The sequence below is a fragment of the Agromyces sp. NPDC056523 genome (genome assembly GCF_042794545.1).
Classification (GTDB): domain Bacteria; phylum Actinomycetota; class Actinomycetes; order Actinomycetales; family Microbacteriaceae; genus Agromyces.
This window is the reverse complement of record NZ_JBHTTM010000001.1, coordinates 1,177,039-1,192,406: the sequence shown is the minus strand read 5'-3', so window position 1 is coordinate 1,192,406 and position 15,368 is coordinate 1,177,039. Positions and strand designations below refer to the sequence as shown.

Below are 15,368 nucleotides of genomic sequence, written 5' to 3'. Positions count from 1 at the left end.
GTCCCGACAGGCTCGAATTCCGTGTGGGCAGTGGGCCTTACTTGACCGAACCGCCCGCGGCGACGATCTTCTGCTCGGCGGAGCCGGAGACCTTGTCGACCGCGACGTTGAGCTTGACCTGCAGGTCGCCGTTGCCGAGCACCTTGACGCGCTCGTTCTTGCGGACGGCACCCTTGGCCACCAGGTCGTCGACCGTCACGTCGCCGCCCTTGGGGTACAGCTCTGCGAGCTTGTCGAGGTTGACCACCTGGTACTCGACGCGGAACGGGTTCTTGAAGCCGCGGAGCTTCGGCGCACGCATGTGGTACGGAAGCTGGCCACCCTCGAAGCCGGGGCGGATGTTGTTGCGGGCCTTCGAACCCTTGGTGCCGCGACCGGCGGTCTTGCCCTTCGAACCCTCACCGCGACCGACGCGGGTCTTGTCCTTCTTGGCGCCGGGAGCCGGGCGGAGGTGGTGCACCTTGAGCACCGGCTCGCGCACGACGTCGGTCTCGGCCTTCTTCGCGGGGGCCTTCTTCGCGGGGGCCTTCGTGGCGGGCGCCTTCTTGGCCGGAGCCTTCTCGGCGGCCTCGTCGGCCTTCGCGGCAGCGGCCTTGGCCGGCGCCTTCTTCTCGGCAGCGGCCTTCGCCGGTGCCTTCTTCTCGGCGGCCGGCTTCGCCGCGGCCTTCTTCGCCGGAGCCTTCTTCTCGGTCTCCTCGGCGGCGGCCTTCTTCTCTTCAGCCATTAGTCGATCTCCTCAACCTTCACGAGGTGGGCGACCGTCTTCACGTAACCGCGGTTCTGCGGCGTGTCCTCGCGGACGACGGAATCGCCGATGCGCTTCAGTCCGAGGCTGCGGAGCGTGTCGCGCTGGTTCTGCTTCTCGCTCACCTTGGACTTGATCTGGGTCACCTTGAGCTGCTTGGCCATCAGGCACCTGCCTTCGCTGCTGCGGCGGCCTCGGCCGCCTGGGCCTCGGCACGCAGCAGACGGGCCGGAGCGACCTCGTCGTAGTCGAGGCCACGACGCGCGGCGACCGCGCGGGGCTCCTCGAGCTGCTTCAGCGCCTCGACCGTGGCGTGCACGATGTTGATGGTGTTCGACGAGCCGAGCGACTTGCTCAGGACGTCGTGGATGCCGGCGCACTCGAGCACGGCGCGGACCGGACCACCGGCGATGACACCGGTACCGGGGCCGGCCGGACGCAGGAGGACGACACCGGCGGCCGCCTCGCCCTGCACCGGGTGCGGGATCGACGAGCCGACGCGAGGCACGCGGAAGAAGTTCTTCTTCGCCTCCTCGACGCCCTTCGAGATCGCGGTCGGGACCTCGCGCGCCTTGCCGTAGCCGACGCCGACGAGTCCGTTGCCGTCACCCACGACGACGAGCGCCGTGAAGCTGAAGCGACGACCGCCCTTGACGACCTTCGACACGCGGTTGATGGTGACGACGCGCTCGAGGAACTGGCTCTTCTCGGCGTCGCGATCGCGACGGTCGCGCCCCTGGCCGCGGTCGCGGCCGCCGCGGCGGCCCTCGCGCTCGTTGCGCTGCGGCTCCGAGGAAGCTGCAGTCTCGACGGGTGCCTCTGCGGTCACCTCGGGCTCCTTCACGTTGCCACTTTCGTTGGTAGGTGCAGTGCTCACAGGTTCAGCCCTGCCTCTCGCGCTCCGTCGGCGATCGCGGCGACGCGACCGGCGTACTTGTTGCCGCCGCGGTCGAAGACGACCGACTCGACGCCCGCCTGCTTGGCGCGCTCGGCGACGAGCTCGCCGACGCGCTTGGCCTTGGCGGTCTTGTCACCGTCGAACGCGCGGAGGTCTGCCTCCATGGTCGACGCGGAGGCGACGGTCTGGCCCTTGCTGTCGTCCACGACCTGGACGAACACGTGGCGGGCCGAGCGGGTCACGACGAGGCGCGGACGCAGCTCGGTGCCGACGACCTTCTTGCGAAGGCGGCTGTGGCGGCGCGAACGCGCTGCCGTCTTGGTCTTCACGGCCATGATTACTTACCAGCCTTTCCGGCCTTGCGACGCACGACCTCGCCGGCGTAGCGGATGCCCTTGCCCTTGTAGGGCTCGGGCTTCTTGATCTTGCGGATGTTGGCGGCGGTCTCGCCGACGGCCTGCTTGGAGATGCCCGAGACCGTGAGCTTGTTGTTGCCCTCGACGGTGAGCGTGATGCCGGCCGGCGGCTCGACGGTGACCGGGTGCGAGAAGCCGAGCGCGAACTCGACCGAGCTGCCCTTCTGCGCGACGCGGTAACCGGTGCCGACGATCTCGAGGCCCTTGGAGTAGCCCTGGGTCACGCCGAGGATGTCGTTGGCGATGAGGGTGCGCGTGAGGCCGTGCAGCGAGCGCGACTCGCGCTCGTCGTCGGGACGGGTCACGATGACCTGGTTGTCCTCGAGCTTGACCTCGATCGGGCTGGCGACGGTGAGCGAGAGCTCGCCCTTCGGGCCCTTCACGGTGACGGCGCGGCCGTCGACCTTCACGTCGACCCCGGCGGGAATGTCGATGGGGAGTCGTCCGATTCGTGACATGGATCTACCACACGTAGGCGAGGACTTCCCCACCCACGCCCTTCTTCTCGGCCTGGCGGTCGGTGAGCAGACCGCTGGAAGTGGACAGGATCGCGACGCCGAGGCCGCCGAGCACCTTGGGGATCTCGGTCGACTTGGCGTAGACGCGCAGGCCGGGCTTCGACACGCGCTTGATGCCCGCGATCGAACGCTCGCGGTTGGGGCCGAACTTGAGCTTCAGCGTGAGGGTCGTACCGACACGCGCGTCGGTCACCTCGAAGTCCGCGATGTAGCCCTCGTTCTTCAGGATCTCGGCGATGTGCGCCTTGAGCTTCGAGTTGGGCATCGAGACGACGTCGTGGTGCGCCGAGTTGGCGTTGCGCAGGCGCGTCAGCATGTCAGCGACCGGGTCGGTCATCGTCATGACGATTGTTTCCTTACGTTCACCAGGTTTCAGGACCCGTTACACGGGGACTGACCTGTGGTGGTGGCGACTCGCGGTTGCGGGCCGCCGGATGCCGGTGCCGGCCGGACTCGGATCGCTCCGAGTCCGACCAGCGCAGGCACAAACTCGTCGAGTCTACTACGCGGACTCGTTCGACTTGAACGGGAAGCCGAGCGCCTTGAGCAGCGCGCGACCCTCGTCGTCGGTCTTGGCGGTGGTCACCACGGTGATGTCCATGCCGCGGACGCGGTCGATCTTGTCCTGGTCGATCTCGTGGAACACGGACTGCTCCGTGAGACCGAAGGTGTAGTTGCCGGTGCCGTCGAACTGCTGGTCGGACAGGCCGCGGAAGTCGCGGATGCGGGGCAGTGCGAGCGAGAGCAGGCGGTCGAGGAACTCCCACATGCGGTCGCCGCGGAGCGTCACGTGAGCGCCGATGGGCTGGCCCTCGCGGAGCTTGAACTGGGCGATCGACTTGCGGGCCTTGGTGACCTGCGGCTTCTGGCCGGTGATCTTGGTCAGGTCGGCGATGGCGCCGTCGATGACCTTGCCGTCGCGCGCGGCTTCGCCGACACCCATGTTGACCACGATCTTCACGAGACCGGGCACCTGGTGCGGGTTGGCGTAGCCGTTCGCCTCGGTGAGGGTCTTCGAGATCTCGTTCTTGTACTTCTGCTTGAGGCGCGGCTGGATCTTGCCAGCCGGCGCGGCAGTCGCGGTGTCAGTCATTACAGGTCCTTACCTGACTTCTTGGCGTAACGGACGCGGACCGTCTTCTCGACGCCGTCCTTGGTGACCGTCTCGGTGCGGAAGCCGACGCGGGTCGGCTTCTTGGTCTCGGGGTCGACGAGCGCGACGTTCGACACGTGGATCGAGGCCTCGTGGGTCTCGATACCGCCCGTCTTGGTGCCGCGCTGCGTCTGGCCGACGCGCACGTGCTTCGTGACGAAGTTGACGCCCTGCACGACGACGCGGTTCCGGTCGACGAGCACCTCGATGACTTTGCCCTGCTTGCCGCGGTCTGCGCGGCGGCCCGAGATGACCTGGACCAGGTCGCCCTTCTTGATGTTCGCCATGGTTACAGCACCTCCGGCGCCAGCGAGATGATCTTCATGAACTTCTTGTCGCGCAGCTCGCGGCCGACCGGCCCGAAGATGCGGGTGCCACGAGGGTCACCGTCGTTCTTGAGGATCACCGCGGCGTTCTCGTCGAACTTGATGTAGGAGCCGTCGGGACGACGGGTCTCCTTCACGGTGCGGACGACGACGGCCTTGACCACCTCGCCCTTCTTCACGTTGCCGCCGGGGATGGCGTCCTTGACCGTGGCGACGATGACGTCGCCCAGGCCCGCGTACCGGCGGTTCGATCCGCCGAGCACGCGGATCGTGAGCAGCTCCTTGGCACCCGTGTTGTCGGCGACCTTGAGCCGGGATTCCTGCTGAATCACTTCGTACTCCTTCTGAGAGGCAAGCCCAGGGGCTTACTTGGCCTTCTCGACGATCTCGACGAGGCGCCACCGCTTGGTGGCACTGAGCGGGCGGGTCTCGGAGATCACGACGAGGTCGCCGATGCCGGCGGAGTTCTGCTCGTCGTGCGCCTTGACCTTGGACGTGCGGCGGATGACCTTGCCGTAGAGCGGGTGCTTCACGCGGTCCTCGACCTCGACGACGATGGTCTTCTCCATCTTGTCGCTGACGACGTAGCCGCGGCGGACCTTGCGGTACGGGCGGTGCGAGGCCGTCTCGGCGACCTCGGCTTCAGCAGCCTTCTTGGTCTCAGCCATGATCAGGCCTCCTTCGTCTCGGCCTCGGTCGCGTCAGTCGCGGCCTTGGCCTTCTTCGTCTTCTTGGCGGACGCGGCGGGCGCCTCGACCGGAGCCGGCGTCGCACGGATGCCGAGCTCGCGCTCACGGATGACCGTGTAGATGCGGGCGATGTCGCGCTTGACGGCCTTGAGGCGGCCGTGGCTCTCGAGCTGACCCGTGGCCGACTGGAAGCGCAGGTTGAACAGCTCCTCCTTGGCCTTCTTCAGCTCGTCGACGAGACGATCGTCCTCGAAGGTGTCGAGCTCGACGATTGCGAGCTCCTTGGAACCGACGGCCATTATGCGTCGCCCTCCTCGCGCTTGATGATGCGTGCCTTGAGGGGCAGCTTGTGGATGGCACGGGTCATGGCCTCGCGAGCGAGATCCTCGGAGACGCCCGAGACCTCGAAGAGGACCCGGCCCGGCTTGACGTTGGCGACCCACCACTCGGGCGAACCCTTACCGGAACCCATGCGGGTCTCGGCCGGCTTCTTCGTGAGCGGACGGTCGGGGTAGATGTTGATCCACACCTTGCCGCCACGCTTGATGTGACGCGTCATCGCGATACGAGCGGACTCGATCTGACGGTTCGTCACGTAGGCGGGGGTCAGGGCCTGGATGCCGAACTCGCCGAAGGAGACCTTCGTGCCGCCGGTGGCGTGGCCCGAACGGCCGGGGTGGTGCTGCTTGCGGTACTTGACTCGACGGGGAATCAACATTGGTTATGCCTCAACTCCTGCAGCCGCCGGCTCCTGCGAACGGGGCGCACGGCGGGGACGGTCACTGCGGTCGCGCGACGGCTTCTGGGAGGCCTGCTCGCGGGCGAGCTCCTTGTTGGTGATGTCGCCCTTGTAGATCCAGACCTTCACGCCGATGCGGCCGAAGGTGGTCTTGGCCTCGTAGAAGCCGTAGTCGATGTTCGCGCGGAGCGTGTGCAGCGGCACGCGACCCTCGCGGTAGAACTCCGAGCGGCTCATCTCGGCGCCGCCGAGGCGGCCCGACACCTGGATCCGGACGCCCTTGGCGCCGGCTCGCTGCGCGCCCTGCAGTCCCTTGCGCATCGCGCGGCGGAAGGCCACGCGGGCGGAGAGCTGCTCGGCGATGCCCTGGGCGACGAGCTGGGCGTCGGCCTCGGGGTTCTTCACCTCGAGGATGTTCAGCTGGATCTGCTTGCCGCTGAGCTTCTCGAGGTCGGAGCGGATGCGCTCGGCCTCGGCGCCGCGGCGACCGATCACGATACCCGGGCGCGCCGTGTGGATGTCCACGCGGACGCGGTCGCGGGTGCGCTCGATCTCGATGCGGCTCACGCCGGCACGGTCGAGCGACGTCTGGAGCAGGCGACGGATCTTGACGTCCTCGGCGAGGTAGTCGGCGTAGCGCTGTCCGGGCTTCGTCGAGTCGGAGAACCACCGCGACACGTGGTCGGTGGTGATGCCGAGACGGAAGCCGTACGGGTTGACCTTCTGACCCATTACTTCGTACCCTCCTCGGGCGTGCCGAGCACGATGGTGATGTGGCTCGTGCGCTTGTTGATGCGGAAGGCACGGCCCTGCGCGCGCGGCTGGAATCGCTTGAGGGTGGTGCCCTCGTCGACGAATGCCGTCTTCACGTACAGGTCCTGCTCGTCCAGGTAGGTGTTCGTGGCGTCGGCCTTGACGCGAGCGTTCGCGATGGCCGAGGCGACGAGCTTGTACACCGGCTCGCTCGCACCCTGGGGTGCGAACTTCAGGATGGCGAGGGCCTCCTGAGCCTGCTTGCCGCGGATCAGGTTGACGACGCGGCGAGCCTTCATGGGGGTGACGCGGATGTGTCGCACGCGGGCGATCGACTCCACCATTTCTTCCTCCTTCACACCACCGCGTCTAGCGGCGGCGGCCCTTCTTGTCGTCCTTCACGTGTCCACGGAAGGTGCGGGTGGGCGCGAACTCGCCGAGCTTGTGGCCCACCATGGTCTCGGTGACGAACACCGGGATGTGCTTGCGGCCGTCGTGCACGGCGATCGTGTGCCCGAGCATTGCGGGGACGATCATCGAGCGACGCGACCAGGTCTTGATGACGTTCTTGCTGCCGGCTTCGTTCTGCGTAGCGACCTTGCGGAGCAGGTGCTCGTCGACGAAGGGGCCCTTCTTGAGGCTGCGAGGCATCTTCCTGAACTCCTACTAGCGCTTCTTGCCGACGGTACGGCGGCGGACGATGAGCTTGTCGCTCTCCTTGTTGGGGCGACGGGTGCGACCCTCGGGCTGACCCCACGGGCTCACCGGGTGGCGGCCACCGGAGGTCTTGCCCTCACCACCACCGTGCGGGTGGTCGACCGGGTTCATCGCGACACCGCGGACGGTCGGGCGGACGCCCTTCCAGCGCTTGCGGCCGGCCTTGCCCCAGTTGATGTTCGACTGCTCGGCGTTGCCGACCTCGCCGACGGTCGCGCGGCAGCGCGCGTCGACGTTGCGGATCTCGCCCGAGGGCAGGCGCAGCTGGGCGTAGGGGCCGTCCTTCGCGACGAGGCGCACCGAGGCGCCCGCCGAGCGCGCGAGCTTCGCACCGCCACCGGGGCGCAGCTCGATGGCGTGCACGACGGTACCGGTCGGGATGTTGCGCAGCGGCAGGTTGTTGCCCGGCTTGATGTCGGCGCCGGGGCCGGACTCGATCGGGTCGCCCTGCTTGAGCTTGTCGGGAGCGATGATGTAGCGCTTGGTGCCGTCCACGAAGTGCAGCAGCGCGATGCGCGCGGTGCGGTTCGGGTCGTACTCGATGTGCGCGACCTTGGCGGGCACGCCGTCCTTGTCGTTGCGACGGAAGTCGATGACGCGGTACTGGCGCTTGTGGCCGCCGCCGACGTGGCGGGTGGTGATGCGGCCCTGGTTGTTGCGGCCACCGGACTTCGACAGCGGGCGGAGCAGCGACTTCTCGGGGGTCGAGCGCGTGATCTCCGCGAAGTCGGCGACCGACGAACCGCGACGACCCGGGGTCGTGGGCTTGTACTTGCGAATAGCCATAGTGAGTTTCCTCTGCTCCTTAGCCGACAGCCGTGAAGATGTCGATCGAGCCGGACTTGAGGGTGACGATCGCGCGCTTGGTGTCCTTGCGCTTGCCCATGCCGAAGCGGGTGCGACGCGTCTTGCCCTGGCGGTTCAGGGTGTTGATCGACGCGACCTTGACGCCGAAGATCTTCTCGATCGCGAGCTTGATCTCGGTCTTGTTCGCGCGGGGGTCCACGGTGAACGTGTACTTGCCCTCGTCGATCAGGTTGTAGCTCTTCTCCGAGACCACCGGCGCGATGATGATGTCGCGGGGGTCCTTGTTGTGCGCGGCGCTCATGCGGAGACCTCTTCCTTCTTCGCCGTCTTCGCGGCGATGAACGCCTCGAGCGCGGCCTTGCTGAAGACGATGTCGTCGGAGACGAGCACGTCGTAGGCGTTCAGCTGGTCGACCGGCAGCACGTGCACGGCCTCGATGTTGCGCACGACGCGCTCCGAGAGCTCCTCGTCGCGGGCCAGCACGACCAGGACATGCTTCGCGGGCGCGATGCCGGCGAGCAGCGCCACGGCGTCCTTGGTCTTCGGGGCGTCGCCGGCGGCGAGCGCCTCGACCGCGTGGATGCGGCCGCCGCGAGCGCGGTCGGAGAGCGCGCCGAGCAGGGCGGCGGCGATCATCTTCTTGGGGGTGCGCTGCGAGTAGTCGCGCGGCTGCGGGCCGTGGACGACGCCACCGCCGGTCATCTGCGGCGCGCGGATCGAGCCCTGGCGGGCGCGGCCCGTGCCCTTCTGCTTGAAGGGCTTGCGGCCGGCGCCGGAGACCTCGCCGCGGGTCTTGGTCTTGTGCGTGCCCTGGCGCGCGGCGGCGAGCTGGGCGACGACGACCTGGTGGATCAGCGGCACGTTGGTCTGCACGTCGAAGAGCTCGGCGGGCAGCTCGATCGAGCCGGACTTCTTGCCGGCGACGTCGAGGACGTCGATGGTGATGTCAGCGGTAGCCAATTCAGGCTCCCTTCACAGCGTTGCGGACGAACACGAGACGGCCGCGCGCACCGGGGACGGCGCCCTTGACGAGCAGCAGGCCCTTCTCGGCGTCGACCGCGTGCACGCGGAGGTTCAGGACGGTGACGCGCTCGCCGCCCATGCGGCCGGCCATGCGCATGCCCTTGAAGACACGGCTCGGGGTCGACGACGCGCCGATCGAACCGGGCTTGCGGTGGTTGCGGTGGGCACCGTGCGAGGCGGAGACGCCCGCGAAGTTGTGGCGCTTCATGACACCGGCGAAGCCCTTGCCCTTGCTCGTGCCGACGACGTCGACGAGCTGGCCGGCTTCGAAGGTGCCGTCCACGGTGAGCTCCTGGCCGAGCGAGTACTCAGCGGCATCCGCGGTGCGCACCTCGGTGACGTGGCGGCGCGGGGTCACGCCGGCGGCGTCGAAGTGGCCGGTGAGCGGCTTGGTGACCTTGCGCGGGTCGATGGCGCCCGCGGCGATCTGGACGGCCGCGTAGCCGTCCTTGTCGGCGGTGCGCAGCTGGGTGACCACGTTGGGGGCGATCTCGATGACGGTGACCGGGATGAGCTTGTTGTTCTCGTCCCACACCTGGGTCATGCCGAGCTTGGTGCCCAGCAGGCCCTTCACGTTCTTGGCAGTGGTGGACATCTCGTACCTCAGAGCTTGATCTCGATGTTGACGTCGGCCGGGAGGTCGAGACGCATGAGCGAGTCGACGGCCTTGGGCGTCGGGTCCACGATGTCGATCACGCGCTTGTGGGTGCGCATCTCGAAGTGCTCGCGGCTGTCCTTGTACTTGTGGGGCGAGCGGATGACGCACACCACGTTCTTCTCGGTCGGAAGCGGCACGGGGCCGACGACCGTGGCGCCCGCGCGGGTCACCGTGTCGACGATCTTGCGCGCCGAGGTGTCGATGACCTCGTGGTCATACGACTTCAGTCGAATGCGGATCTTCTGTCCCGCCATTGCTGACTCTCTCTCTCTGTCAAGGCGTCTTACCCCTTCCGAGGGCATCGGACGCCGCGTAGCCACTTCGTGTGAAGCACCACTGTTCTTCTGTCAAAGGCCGGTGATCGAGCCTGTCGAAACCACCCCGCGGCGCGGTGACCTCGACACGCTCGACCTTCGAGCCCCACCGACCCTCGCGCTCGGGCGTGTCGCACTCGCGCGAACGGGCATGGCCGTCCCCGTGCAGGCGCTGGCCATGCTCGATGTGGTGTCGGATTGTCGTCCTGCTGCCCGCGGCCTAGCCTGACCCTCGGAGCACGCTCCTGGTGGCTATGCACTGCCTGGCAGTGATTCGAACGGCACGCAGCAGGGCACGCCGTTCGAAATGTTGAACTAGAAGAGTTTGCCACAGCTGCGGGTGTCGTGCAACCCGGGCGTGTCGCGCCGGCGGGTCTCCCTGCGTCCTCCCAGTCAAGCGGATGCCGCGCCCGCCGCCGACGTGGTGGAATCGAGGAACACGACCACGCGGGAGGACGCCATGACCGACCAGACCACCGAGCACGTCCACGCCGTGAGCGAGCGGATCGGACCGGGCAGCGTCTCGGTCACGCGGATCGCGCCGAGGCGGTACGAGGGCCTGAACGAGCGGGGTGCCACGGTGCAGATCGGCGGCGCCGAGCTCGAGGGCGAGCACTTCACGCCGGGCGAGCTGCTGAAGCTCGCATTGGCCGGATGCGTCGGGCTGAGCGTCGACCGCGTCGCGGCGCGACGTCTCGGCGACGACTACGCGATGACGGTGTGGGCCCACGGCCGGTCCGACGAGGAATCGAACCGCTACCAGCACATCGGCGAGGAGGTCATCGTCGATCTCTCGGTGCTCGACGCCGCCGACCGCGAGAAGCTGGTCGGCATCATGGCGCGCGCGATCGAGAAGGGCTGCACGGTCGGCCGCAGCGTCGAGGGCGCGATCGACGTCGACACCGCGATCGACGGCACGCACGTCGACGCTCACTGACCGGGAACGACGAAGGGGGCCGGGCTCGAAGCCCGACCCCCTTCAGGTCGCTGTCGCGAAGACTACTTGACGATCTTCGTGACGGTACCGGCGCCGACGGTGCGGCCACCCTCACGGATGGCGAAGCCGAGGCCCTCCTCCATGGCGATCGGCTGGATGAGCTCGACCGTCATGTCGGTGGTGTCGCCGGGCATGACCATCTCGGTGCCCTCGGGCAGCGTGATGACGCCGGTGACGTCGGTGGTGCGGAAGTAGAACTGCGGACGGTAGTTCGCGTAGAACGGGTTGTGACGGCCGCCCTCCTCCTTCGAGAGGATGTACGCAGTGCCCTCGAAGTTGGTGTGCGGGGTGACCGAGCCCGGGGCCACGACGACCTGGCCGCGCTCGACGTCCTCGCGCTTGGTACCACGGAGCAGGAGACCGCAGTTCTCGCCGGCCCAAGCCTCGTCGAGCTGCTTGTGGAACATCTCGATACCCGTGACCGTGGTCTTCTGCGTCGGGCGGATGCCGACGATCTCGACCTCGGAGTTGATCTTCAGCGTGCCGCGCTCGGCGCGACCCGTGACGACCGTGCCACGGCCGGTGATGGTGAAGACGTCCTCGATGGGCATGAGGAACGGCTTGTCCTTGTCGCGCACCGGGTCGGGGATGGACTCGTCGACGGCGTCCATGAGGTCGAGGACCGACTGGACCCACTTCTCGTCGCCCTCGAGGGCCTTGAGGCCCGAGACGCGGATGACGGGAGCGTCGTCGCCGGGGAAGCCCTGGCTCGAGAGGAGCTCGCGGACCTCGAGCTCGACGAGCTCCAGGATCTCCTCGTCGTCGACCATGTCGGCCTTGTTCAACGCGACGAGCAGGTAGGGCACGCCGACCTGCTTGGCGAGCAGCACGTGCTCGCGCGTCTGCGCCATGGGGCCGTCGGTCGCCGCGACCACGAGGATCGCGCCGTCCATCTGGGCCGCACCGGTGATCATGTTCTTGATGTAGTCGGCGTGACCCGGGGCGTCGACGTGCGCGTAGTGGCGCTTCGGCGTCTCGTACTCGACGTGCGAGATGTTGATCGTGATGCCGCGCTGGCGCTCCTCGGGAGCCGAGTCGATCGACGCGAAGTCGCGCTGCACGTTGGTGGCCGACGGGTACTTGTCGGCGAGCACCTTCGAGATCGCCGCGGTGAGCGTCGTCTTGCCGTGGTCGACGTGACCGATCGTACCGATGTTGACGTGCGGCTTGGTCCGCTCGAACTTGGCCTTAGCCACTGTGGGTCCTCCTCAGGATCCGTGTAGCAGCACCGGGCGCCGGATTGCGACCGGTGAGCTACGGGGGTTGTGTTGTTATGTTACGCGAACCTGTCGGCTCGTGCGTTCGGGCGCTACTCGCCCTTGTTCTTCTGGACGATCTCGTCGGCAACGGCCTTCGGGACCTCCGCGTAGCTCTCGAACTCCATCGAGTACACCGCGCGTCCCGAGGTCTTGGACCGCAGGTCTCCGATGTAGCCGAACATCTCCGAGAGCGGGACGTGCGCACGCACGACCTTCACGCCGGCGGCGTCCTCCATGGACTGGATCTGGCCGCGGCGCGAGTTCAGGTCGCCGATGACGTCGCCCATGTACTCCTCGGGAGTACGGACCTCGACGGCCATCAGCGGCTCGAGCAGGACGGGGTTCGCCTTCCGAGCGGCCTCCTTGAAGCCCATCGAACCGGCGATCTTGAACGCCATCTCCGAGGAGTCGACGTCGTGGGCGGCGCCGTCGAGCAGGATGCCCTTGACGCCGACCATCGGGTAGCCCGCGAGGATGCCGTACTGCATGGCGTCCTGGAAGCCGGCGTCGACCGAGGGGATGTACTCGCGCGGGACGCGGCCACCCGTGACCTTGTTCTCGAACTCGTACGTCTTGTCGCCCTCGATCTCGAGCGGCTCCAGCGCGAACTGGATCTTCGCGAACTGGCCCGAGCCACCCGTCTGCTTCTTGTGCGTGTAGTCGTGCTTCTCGACCGCGCGCTTGATCGTCTCGCGGTAGGCCACCTGCGGCTTGCCGACGTTGGCCTCGACCTTGAACTCGCGCTTCATGCGGTCGACGAGGATGTCGAGGTGCAGCTCGCCCATGCCCTTGATGACGGTCTGGCCGGTCTCCTGGTTGAGCTCGGTGCGGAAGGTCGGGTCCTCCTCGGCGAGCTTCTGGATCGCGGTGCCGAGCTTCTCCTGGTCGGCCTTGGTCTTCGGCTCGATCGCGACCTCGATGACCGGGGCCGGGAACGTCATCGACTCGAGCACGACCTGGTTGTCGGGGTCGCACAGCGTGTCGCCGGTCGTCGTGTCCTTGAGGCCGATGACGGCGTAGATGTTGCCTGCCGTGACCGAGTCGACCGGGTTCTCCTTGTTGGCGTGCATCTGGAAGATCTTCCCGATGCGCTCCTTCTTGCCCTTGGTCGAGTTGATGACCTGGCCGCCCGAGGCGAGGTGACCCGAGTAGACGCGGATGTAGGTGAGGCGACCGAAGAACGGGTGCACCGCGACCTTGAACGCGAGCGCCGCGAAGGGGTCGTTGGCGTCGGGGTGACGCTCGATGACCTCGTCCTCGTTGCGGGGGTTGCGACCCTCGACCGCCGGCACGTCGAGCGGCGACGGAAGGAAGTCGACGACCGCGTCGAGCATGGGCTGCACGCCGCGGTTCTTGAACGCCGAGCCGCAGAGCACGGGGTAGATCTCGGAGTTGACGGTGAGCTTGCGGATGGCGCCCTTGATCTCGGCGACCGTGAGCTCCTCGCCGCCGAAGAACTTCTCGAGCAGCTCGTCGCTGGTCTCGGCGACGGTCTCGAGCAGCTGCTGGCGGTACTCCTCGGCCTTCTCCTTGAGGTCGGCGGGGATCTCCTGCACCTCGTACTTGGCACCCATGGTCACGTCGCCCTTGGCGTCGCCGGGCCAGACGAGGGCACGCATCTCGACGAGGTCGATGACGCCGAGGAAGTCGCTCTCGGCGCCGATCGGCAGCTGGAGCACGAGCGGCTTGGCACCGAGTCGCTTGACGATGGTGTCGACGGTGAAGTAGAAGTCCGCGCCGAGCTTGTCCATCTTGTTGACGAAGCAGATGCGGGGGACGTTGTACTTGTCGGCCTGGCGCCAGACGGTCTCGGACTGGGGCTCCACGCCCTCCTTGCCGTCGAAGACGGCGACCGCGCCGTCGAGCACGCGCAGCGAGCGCTCGACCTCGACCGTGAAGTCGACGTGGCCGGGCGTGTCGATGATGTTGATCTGGTTCTTGTTCCAGAAGCAGGTCACGGCGGCCGACGTGATCGTGATGCCGCGCTCCTTCTCCTGCTCCATCCAGTCGGTGGTCGAGGCACCGTCGTGCGTCTCGCCGATCTTGTGGTTGACGCCCGTGTAGAACAGGATGCGCTCGGTGGTGGTGGTCTTGCCGGCATCGATGTGCGCCATGATGCCGATGTTGCGGACCTTGCTCAGGTCGGTGAGCACGTCAAGTGCCACGGGGTTCCTCCGTTGATCGGGAAGGTGAGAGTGGGGGTGAGCGGATGCCGCGTACCGGCCGCGAGCGCGGGGCCCGCGGCATCCGCTCGGCCCGCTACCAGCGGTAGTGGGCGAAGGCGCGGTTCGACTCGGCCATCTTGTGGGTGTCCTCGCGGCGCTTGACCGCGGCACCCAGGCCGTTCGACGCGTCGAGGATCTCGTTGGTGAGACGCTCGGTCATGGTCTTCTCGCGACGGGCCTTGGCGTAGCTGGTGAGCCAGCGCAGCGCCAGGGTGTTCGCGCGGTGGGGCTTGACCTCGACGGGGACCTGGTAGGTCGAGCCGCCGACGCGGCGCGACCGCACCTCGAGCGTGGGGCGCACGTTGTCGAGGGCCTTCTTGAGCGTCGCGACGGCGTCCTGGCCGGACTTGTTCGCGACGTTCTCGAGCGCCTCGTAGACGATGCGCTGGGCGAGGTCCTTCTTGCCGTCGATGAGGATCTTGTTGACGAGCTGGCTGACGACCGGCGAACCGTAGACCGGGTCGGCGACGACGGGGCGCTTCGGAGCGGGACCCTTGCGAGGCATTACTTCTTCTCCATCTTCGCGCCGTAGCGGCTACGAGCCTGCTTGCGGTTCTTCACGGCCTGCGTGTCGAGCGCGCCGCGGATGATCTTGTAGCGCACGCCGGGGAGGTCCTTCACACGACCACCGCGGACGAGCACCATCGAGTGCTCCTGCAGGTTGTGGCCCTCACCGGGGATGTAGGCGGTCACCTCGGTGCCGTTCGAGAGCTTCACGCGGGCGACCTTGCGGAGCGCCGAGTTCGGCTTCTTCGGGGTGGTGGTGTACACACGCGTGCACACGCCGCGCTGCTGGGGGTTGGCCTTCAGGGCGGGAGCCTTGGTCTTGGTGACCTTCGGCGAGCGACCCTTGCGGACCAACTGCTGAATGGTTGGCACTGCTTCTCCTTGTTGTGCTGCACGGTGACAGCATTGATGGATTTCACATCACGACCCACCGGCACCGCCGAGCGGCGGAGCCTGTTGGTGGTGGGTATGCCGTGGGGGCGATCGGATCGGTGGCGAGCCGACGCCCTGCGTGCGTATCGTGAGTACCCGCAACGGGCCCGCGGGGTTCCGCGGGCACGACGCGAGCGCGCGACAACGCGCACACCCGATCAATGGTAATCGGGCGTAACGACCCGGTCAAAT

The 15,368-nt window shown here is 67.4% G+C and carries 25 protein-coding genes; 1 reads left to right on the top strand and 24 read right to left on the bottom strand.

Annotation, left to right across the window (positions count from 1 at the left end):
* Positions 1 to 37 precede the first annotated feature (37 nt).
* The 20 genes from rplO to rpsJ all read right to left on the bottom strand — a co-directional run bounded on the left by rplO (position 38) and on the right by rpsJ (position 9,696).
* On the bottom strand, positions 38 to 724 hold the full coding sequence (gene rplO / locus ACFQ58_RS05890; protein WP_376950105.1) for a 50S ribosomal protein L15: 687 nt from the start codon (positions 722 to 724) through the stop codon (positions 38 to 40).
* The gene (gene rpmD, locus ACFQ58_RS05885; RefSeq protein WP_092668548.1) at positions 724 to 909 is read right to left on the bottom strand and encodes a 50S ribosomal protein L30; all 186 of its coding nucleotides are present in this window, start codon (positions 907 to 909) and stop codon (positions 724 to 726) included. Before rpmD ends, rplO begins: the two co-directional genes overlap by 1 nt.
* The gene (rpsE, locus tag ACFQ58_RS05880) at positions 909 to 1,574 is read right to left on the bottom strand and encodes a 30S ribosomal protein S5 (protein ID WP_172802947.1); all 666 of its coding nucleotides are present in this window, start codon (positions 1,572 to 1,574) and stop codon (positions 909 to 911) included. Before rpsE ends, rpmD begins: the two co-directional genes overlap by 1 nt.
* Before the next feature lie 44 nt (positions 1,575 to 1,618).
* Positions 1,619 to 1,978, bottom strand: a complete 360-nt coding sequence (gene rplR, locus ACFQ58_RS05875; RefSeq protein WP_376950104.1) for a 50S ribosomal protein L18 — start codon at positions 1,976 to 1,978, stop codon at positions 1,619 to 1,621.
* A 2-nt stretch (positions 1,979 to 1,980) separates the two neighbouring features.
* Positions 1,981 to 2,517, bottom strand: a complete 537-nt coding sequence (rplF, locus tag ACFQ58_RS05870; RefSeq protein WP_376950103.1) for a 50S ribosomal protein L6 — start codon at positions 2,515 to 2,517, stop codon at positions 1,981 to 1,983.
* A 4-nt stretch (positions 2,518 to 2,521) separates the two neighbouring features.
* Positions 2,522 to 2,920: a 30S ribosomal protein S8 gene (gene rpsH, locus ACFQ58_RS05865; protein ID WP_376950102.1), complete on the bottom strand. Its 399-nt coding sequence runs from the start codon at positions 2,918 to 2,920 to the stop codon at positions 2,522 to 2,524.
* 159 nt (positions 2,921 to 3,079) lie between these two features.
* Positions 3,080 to 3,670: a 50S ribosomal protein L5 gene (gene rplE, locus ACFQ58_RS05860; protein WP_376950101.1), complete on the bottom strand. Its 591-nt coding sequence runs from the start codon at positions 3,668 to 3,670 to the stop codon at positions 3,080 to 3,082.
* Positions 3,670 to 4,017 carry a 50S ribosomal protein L24 gene (gene rplX / locus ACFQ58_RS05855; RefSeq protein ID WP_376950100.1) on the bottom strand — a complete coding sequence of 116 codons (348 nt, stop codon included), beginning with the start codon at positions 4,015 to 4,017 and terminating at the stop codon, positions 3,670 to 3,672. The genes rplE and rplX overlap by 1 nt, the downstream gene beginning before the upstream one ends.
* Before the next feature lie 2 nt (positions 4,018 to 4,019).
* Positions 4,020 to 4,388 (bottom strand): 50S ribosomal protein L14, encoded by a 369-nt coding sequence (gene rplN / locus ACFQ58_RS05850; protein WP_376950099.1) that lies wholly within the window; start codon positions 4,386 to 4,388, stop codon positions 4,020 to 4,022.
* A 33-nt stretch (positions 4,389 to 4,421) separates the two neighbouring features.
* Entirely contained in the window at positions 4,422 to 4,724 is a 303-nt protein-coding gene (gene rpsQ, locus ACFQ58_RS05845) for a 30S ribosomal protein S17 (RefSeq protein WP_376950098.1), read from the bottom strand.
* Between the two features lie 2 nt (positions 4,725 to 4,726).
* On the bottom strand, positions 4,727 to 5,044 hold the full coding sequence (gene rpmC / locus ACFQ58_RS05840) for a 50S ribosomal protein L29 (RefSeq protein ID WP_376950097.1): 318 nt from the start codon (positions 5,042 to 5,044) through the stop codon (positions 4,727 to 4,729).
* Positions 5,044 to 5,463, bottom strand: coding sequence for a 50S ribosomal protein L16 (gene rplP / locus ACFQ58_RS05835; protein WP_376950096.1), 420 nt, complete (start codon positions 5,461 to 5,463; stop codon positions 5,044 to 5,046). Before rplP ends, rpmC begins: the two co-directional genes overlap by 1 nt.
* A 3-nt stretch (positions 5,464 to 5,466) precedes the next feature.
* Positions 5,467 to 6,216 carry a 30S ribosomal protein S3 gene (rpsC, locus tag ACFQ58_RS05830; protein ID WP_376950095.1) on the bottom strand — a complete coding sequence of 250 codons (750 nt, stop codon included), beginning with the start codon at positions 6,214 to 6,216 and terminating at the stop codon, positions 5,467 to 5,469.
* Positions 6,216 to 6,581, bottom strand: coding sequence for a 50S ribosomal protein L22 (gene rplV, locus ACFQ58_RS05825; RefSeq protein WP_092668524.1), 366 nt, complete (start codon positions 6,579 to 6,581; stop codon positions 6,216 to 6,218). Before rplV ends, rpsC begins: the two co-directional genes overlap by 1 nt.
* Before the next feature lie 25 nt (positions 6,582 to 6,606).
* Positions 6,607 to 6,888, bottom strand: coding sequence for a 30S ribosomal protein S19 (gene rpsS, locus ACFQ58_RS05820; protein ID WP_376950094.1), 282 nt, complete (start codon positions 6,886 to 6,888; stop codon positions 6,607 to 6,609).
* A gap of 15 nt (positions 6,889 to 6,903) precedes the next feature.
* Positions 6,904 to 7,740, bottom strand: a complete 837-nt coding sequence (gene rplB, locus ACFQ58_RS05815; protein ID WP_376950093.1) for a 50S ribosomal protein L2 — start codon at positions 7,738 to 7,740, stop codon at positions 6,904 to 6,906.
* Between the two features lie 19 nt (positions 7,741 to 7,759).
* Complete coding sequence (gene rplW, locus ACFQ58_RS05810; RefSeq protein ID WP_376950092.1) at positions 7,760 to 8,062, bottom strand: 50S ribosomal protein L23; 303 nt, start codon at positions 8,060 to 8,062, stop codon at positions 7,760 to 7,762.
* Positions 8,059 to 8,721 (bottom strand): 50S ribosomal protein L4, encoded by a 663-nt coding sequence (rplD, locus tag ACFQ58_RS05805; protein WP_376950091.1) that lies wholly within the window; start codon positions 8,719 to 8,721, stop codon positions 8,059 to 8,061. Before rplD ends, rplW begins: the two co-directional genes overlap by 4 nt.
* 1 nt (position 8,722) lies before the next feature.
* A complete protein-coding gene (gene rplC / locus ACFQ58_RS05800) occupies positions 8,723 to 9,379 on the bottom strand; it encodes a 50S ribosomal protein L3 (RefSeq protein WP_376950090.1) in 657 nt (218 codons plus the stop codon).
* 8 nt (positions 9,380 to 9,387) lie between these two features.
* On the bottom strand, positions 9,388 to 9,696 hold the full coding sequence (gene rpsJ / locus ACFQ58_RS05795) for a 30S ribosomal protein S10 (protein ID WP_087135818.1): 309 nt from the start codon (positions 9,694 to 9,696) through the stop codon (positions 9,388 to 9,390).
* A 520-nt stretch (positions 9,697 to 10,216) separates the two neighbouring features.
* On the opposite strand from rpsJ, the gene ACFQ58_RS05790 reads away from it, so the two are divergent.
* The gene (locus tag ACFQ58_RS05790) at positions 10,217 to 10,693 is read left to right on the top strand and encodes an OsmC family protein (RefSeq protein WP_376950089.1); all 477 of its coding nucleotides are present in this window, start codon (positions 10,217 to 10,219) and stop codon (positions 10,691 to 10,693) included.
* A 62-nt stretch (positions 10,694 to 10,755) separates the two neighbouring features.
* On the opposite strand, the gene tuf is transcribed toward ACFQ58_RS05790, so the two are convergent.
* From tuf to rpsL, 4 genes are all read right to left on the bottom strand, one after another.
* The gene (gene tuf, locus ACFQ58_RS05785; protein ID WP_376950088.1) at positions 10,756 to 11,949 is read right to left on the bottom strand and encodes an elongation factor Tu; all 1,194 of its coding nucleotides are present in this window, start codon (positions 11,947 to 11,949) and stop codon (positions 10,756 to 10,758) included.
* Positions 11,950 to 12,062: 113 nt separating this feature from the next.
* Positions 12,063 to 14,177, bottom strand: coding sequence for an elongation factor G (gene fusA, locus ACFQ58_RS05780; protein WP_376950087.1), 2,115 nt, complete (start codon positions 14,175 to 14,177; stop codon positions 12,063 to 12,065).
* 94 nt (positions 14,178 to 14,271) lie between these two features.
* Positions 14,272 to 14,742, bottom strand: coding sequence for a 30S ribosomal protein S7 (rpsG, locus tag ACFQ58_RS05775; RefSeq protein ID WP_092668506.1), 471 nt, complete (start codon positions 14,740 to 14,742; stop codon positions 14,272 to 14,274).
* Positions 14,742 to 15,116, bottom strand: coding sequence for a 30S ribosomal protein S12 (gene rpsL / locus ACFQ58_RS05770; protein ID WP_022889720.1), 375 nt, complete (start codon positions 15,114 to 15,116; stop codon positions 14,742 to 14,744). The genes rpsG and rpsL overlap by 1 nt, the downstream gene beginning before the upstream one ends.
* Between the last annotated feature and the right edge of the window lie 252 nt (positions 15,117 to 15,368).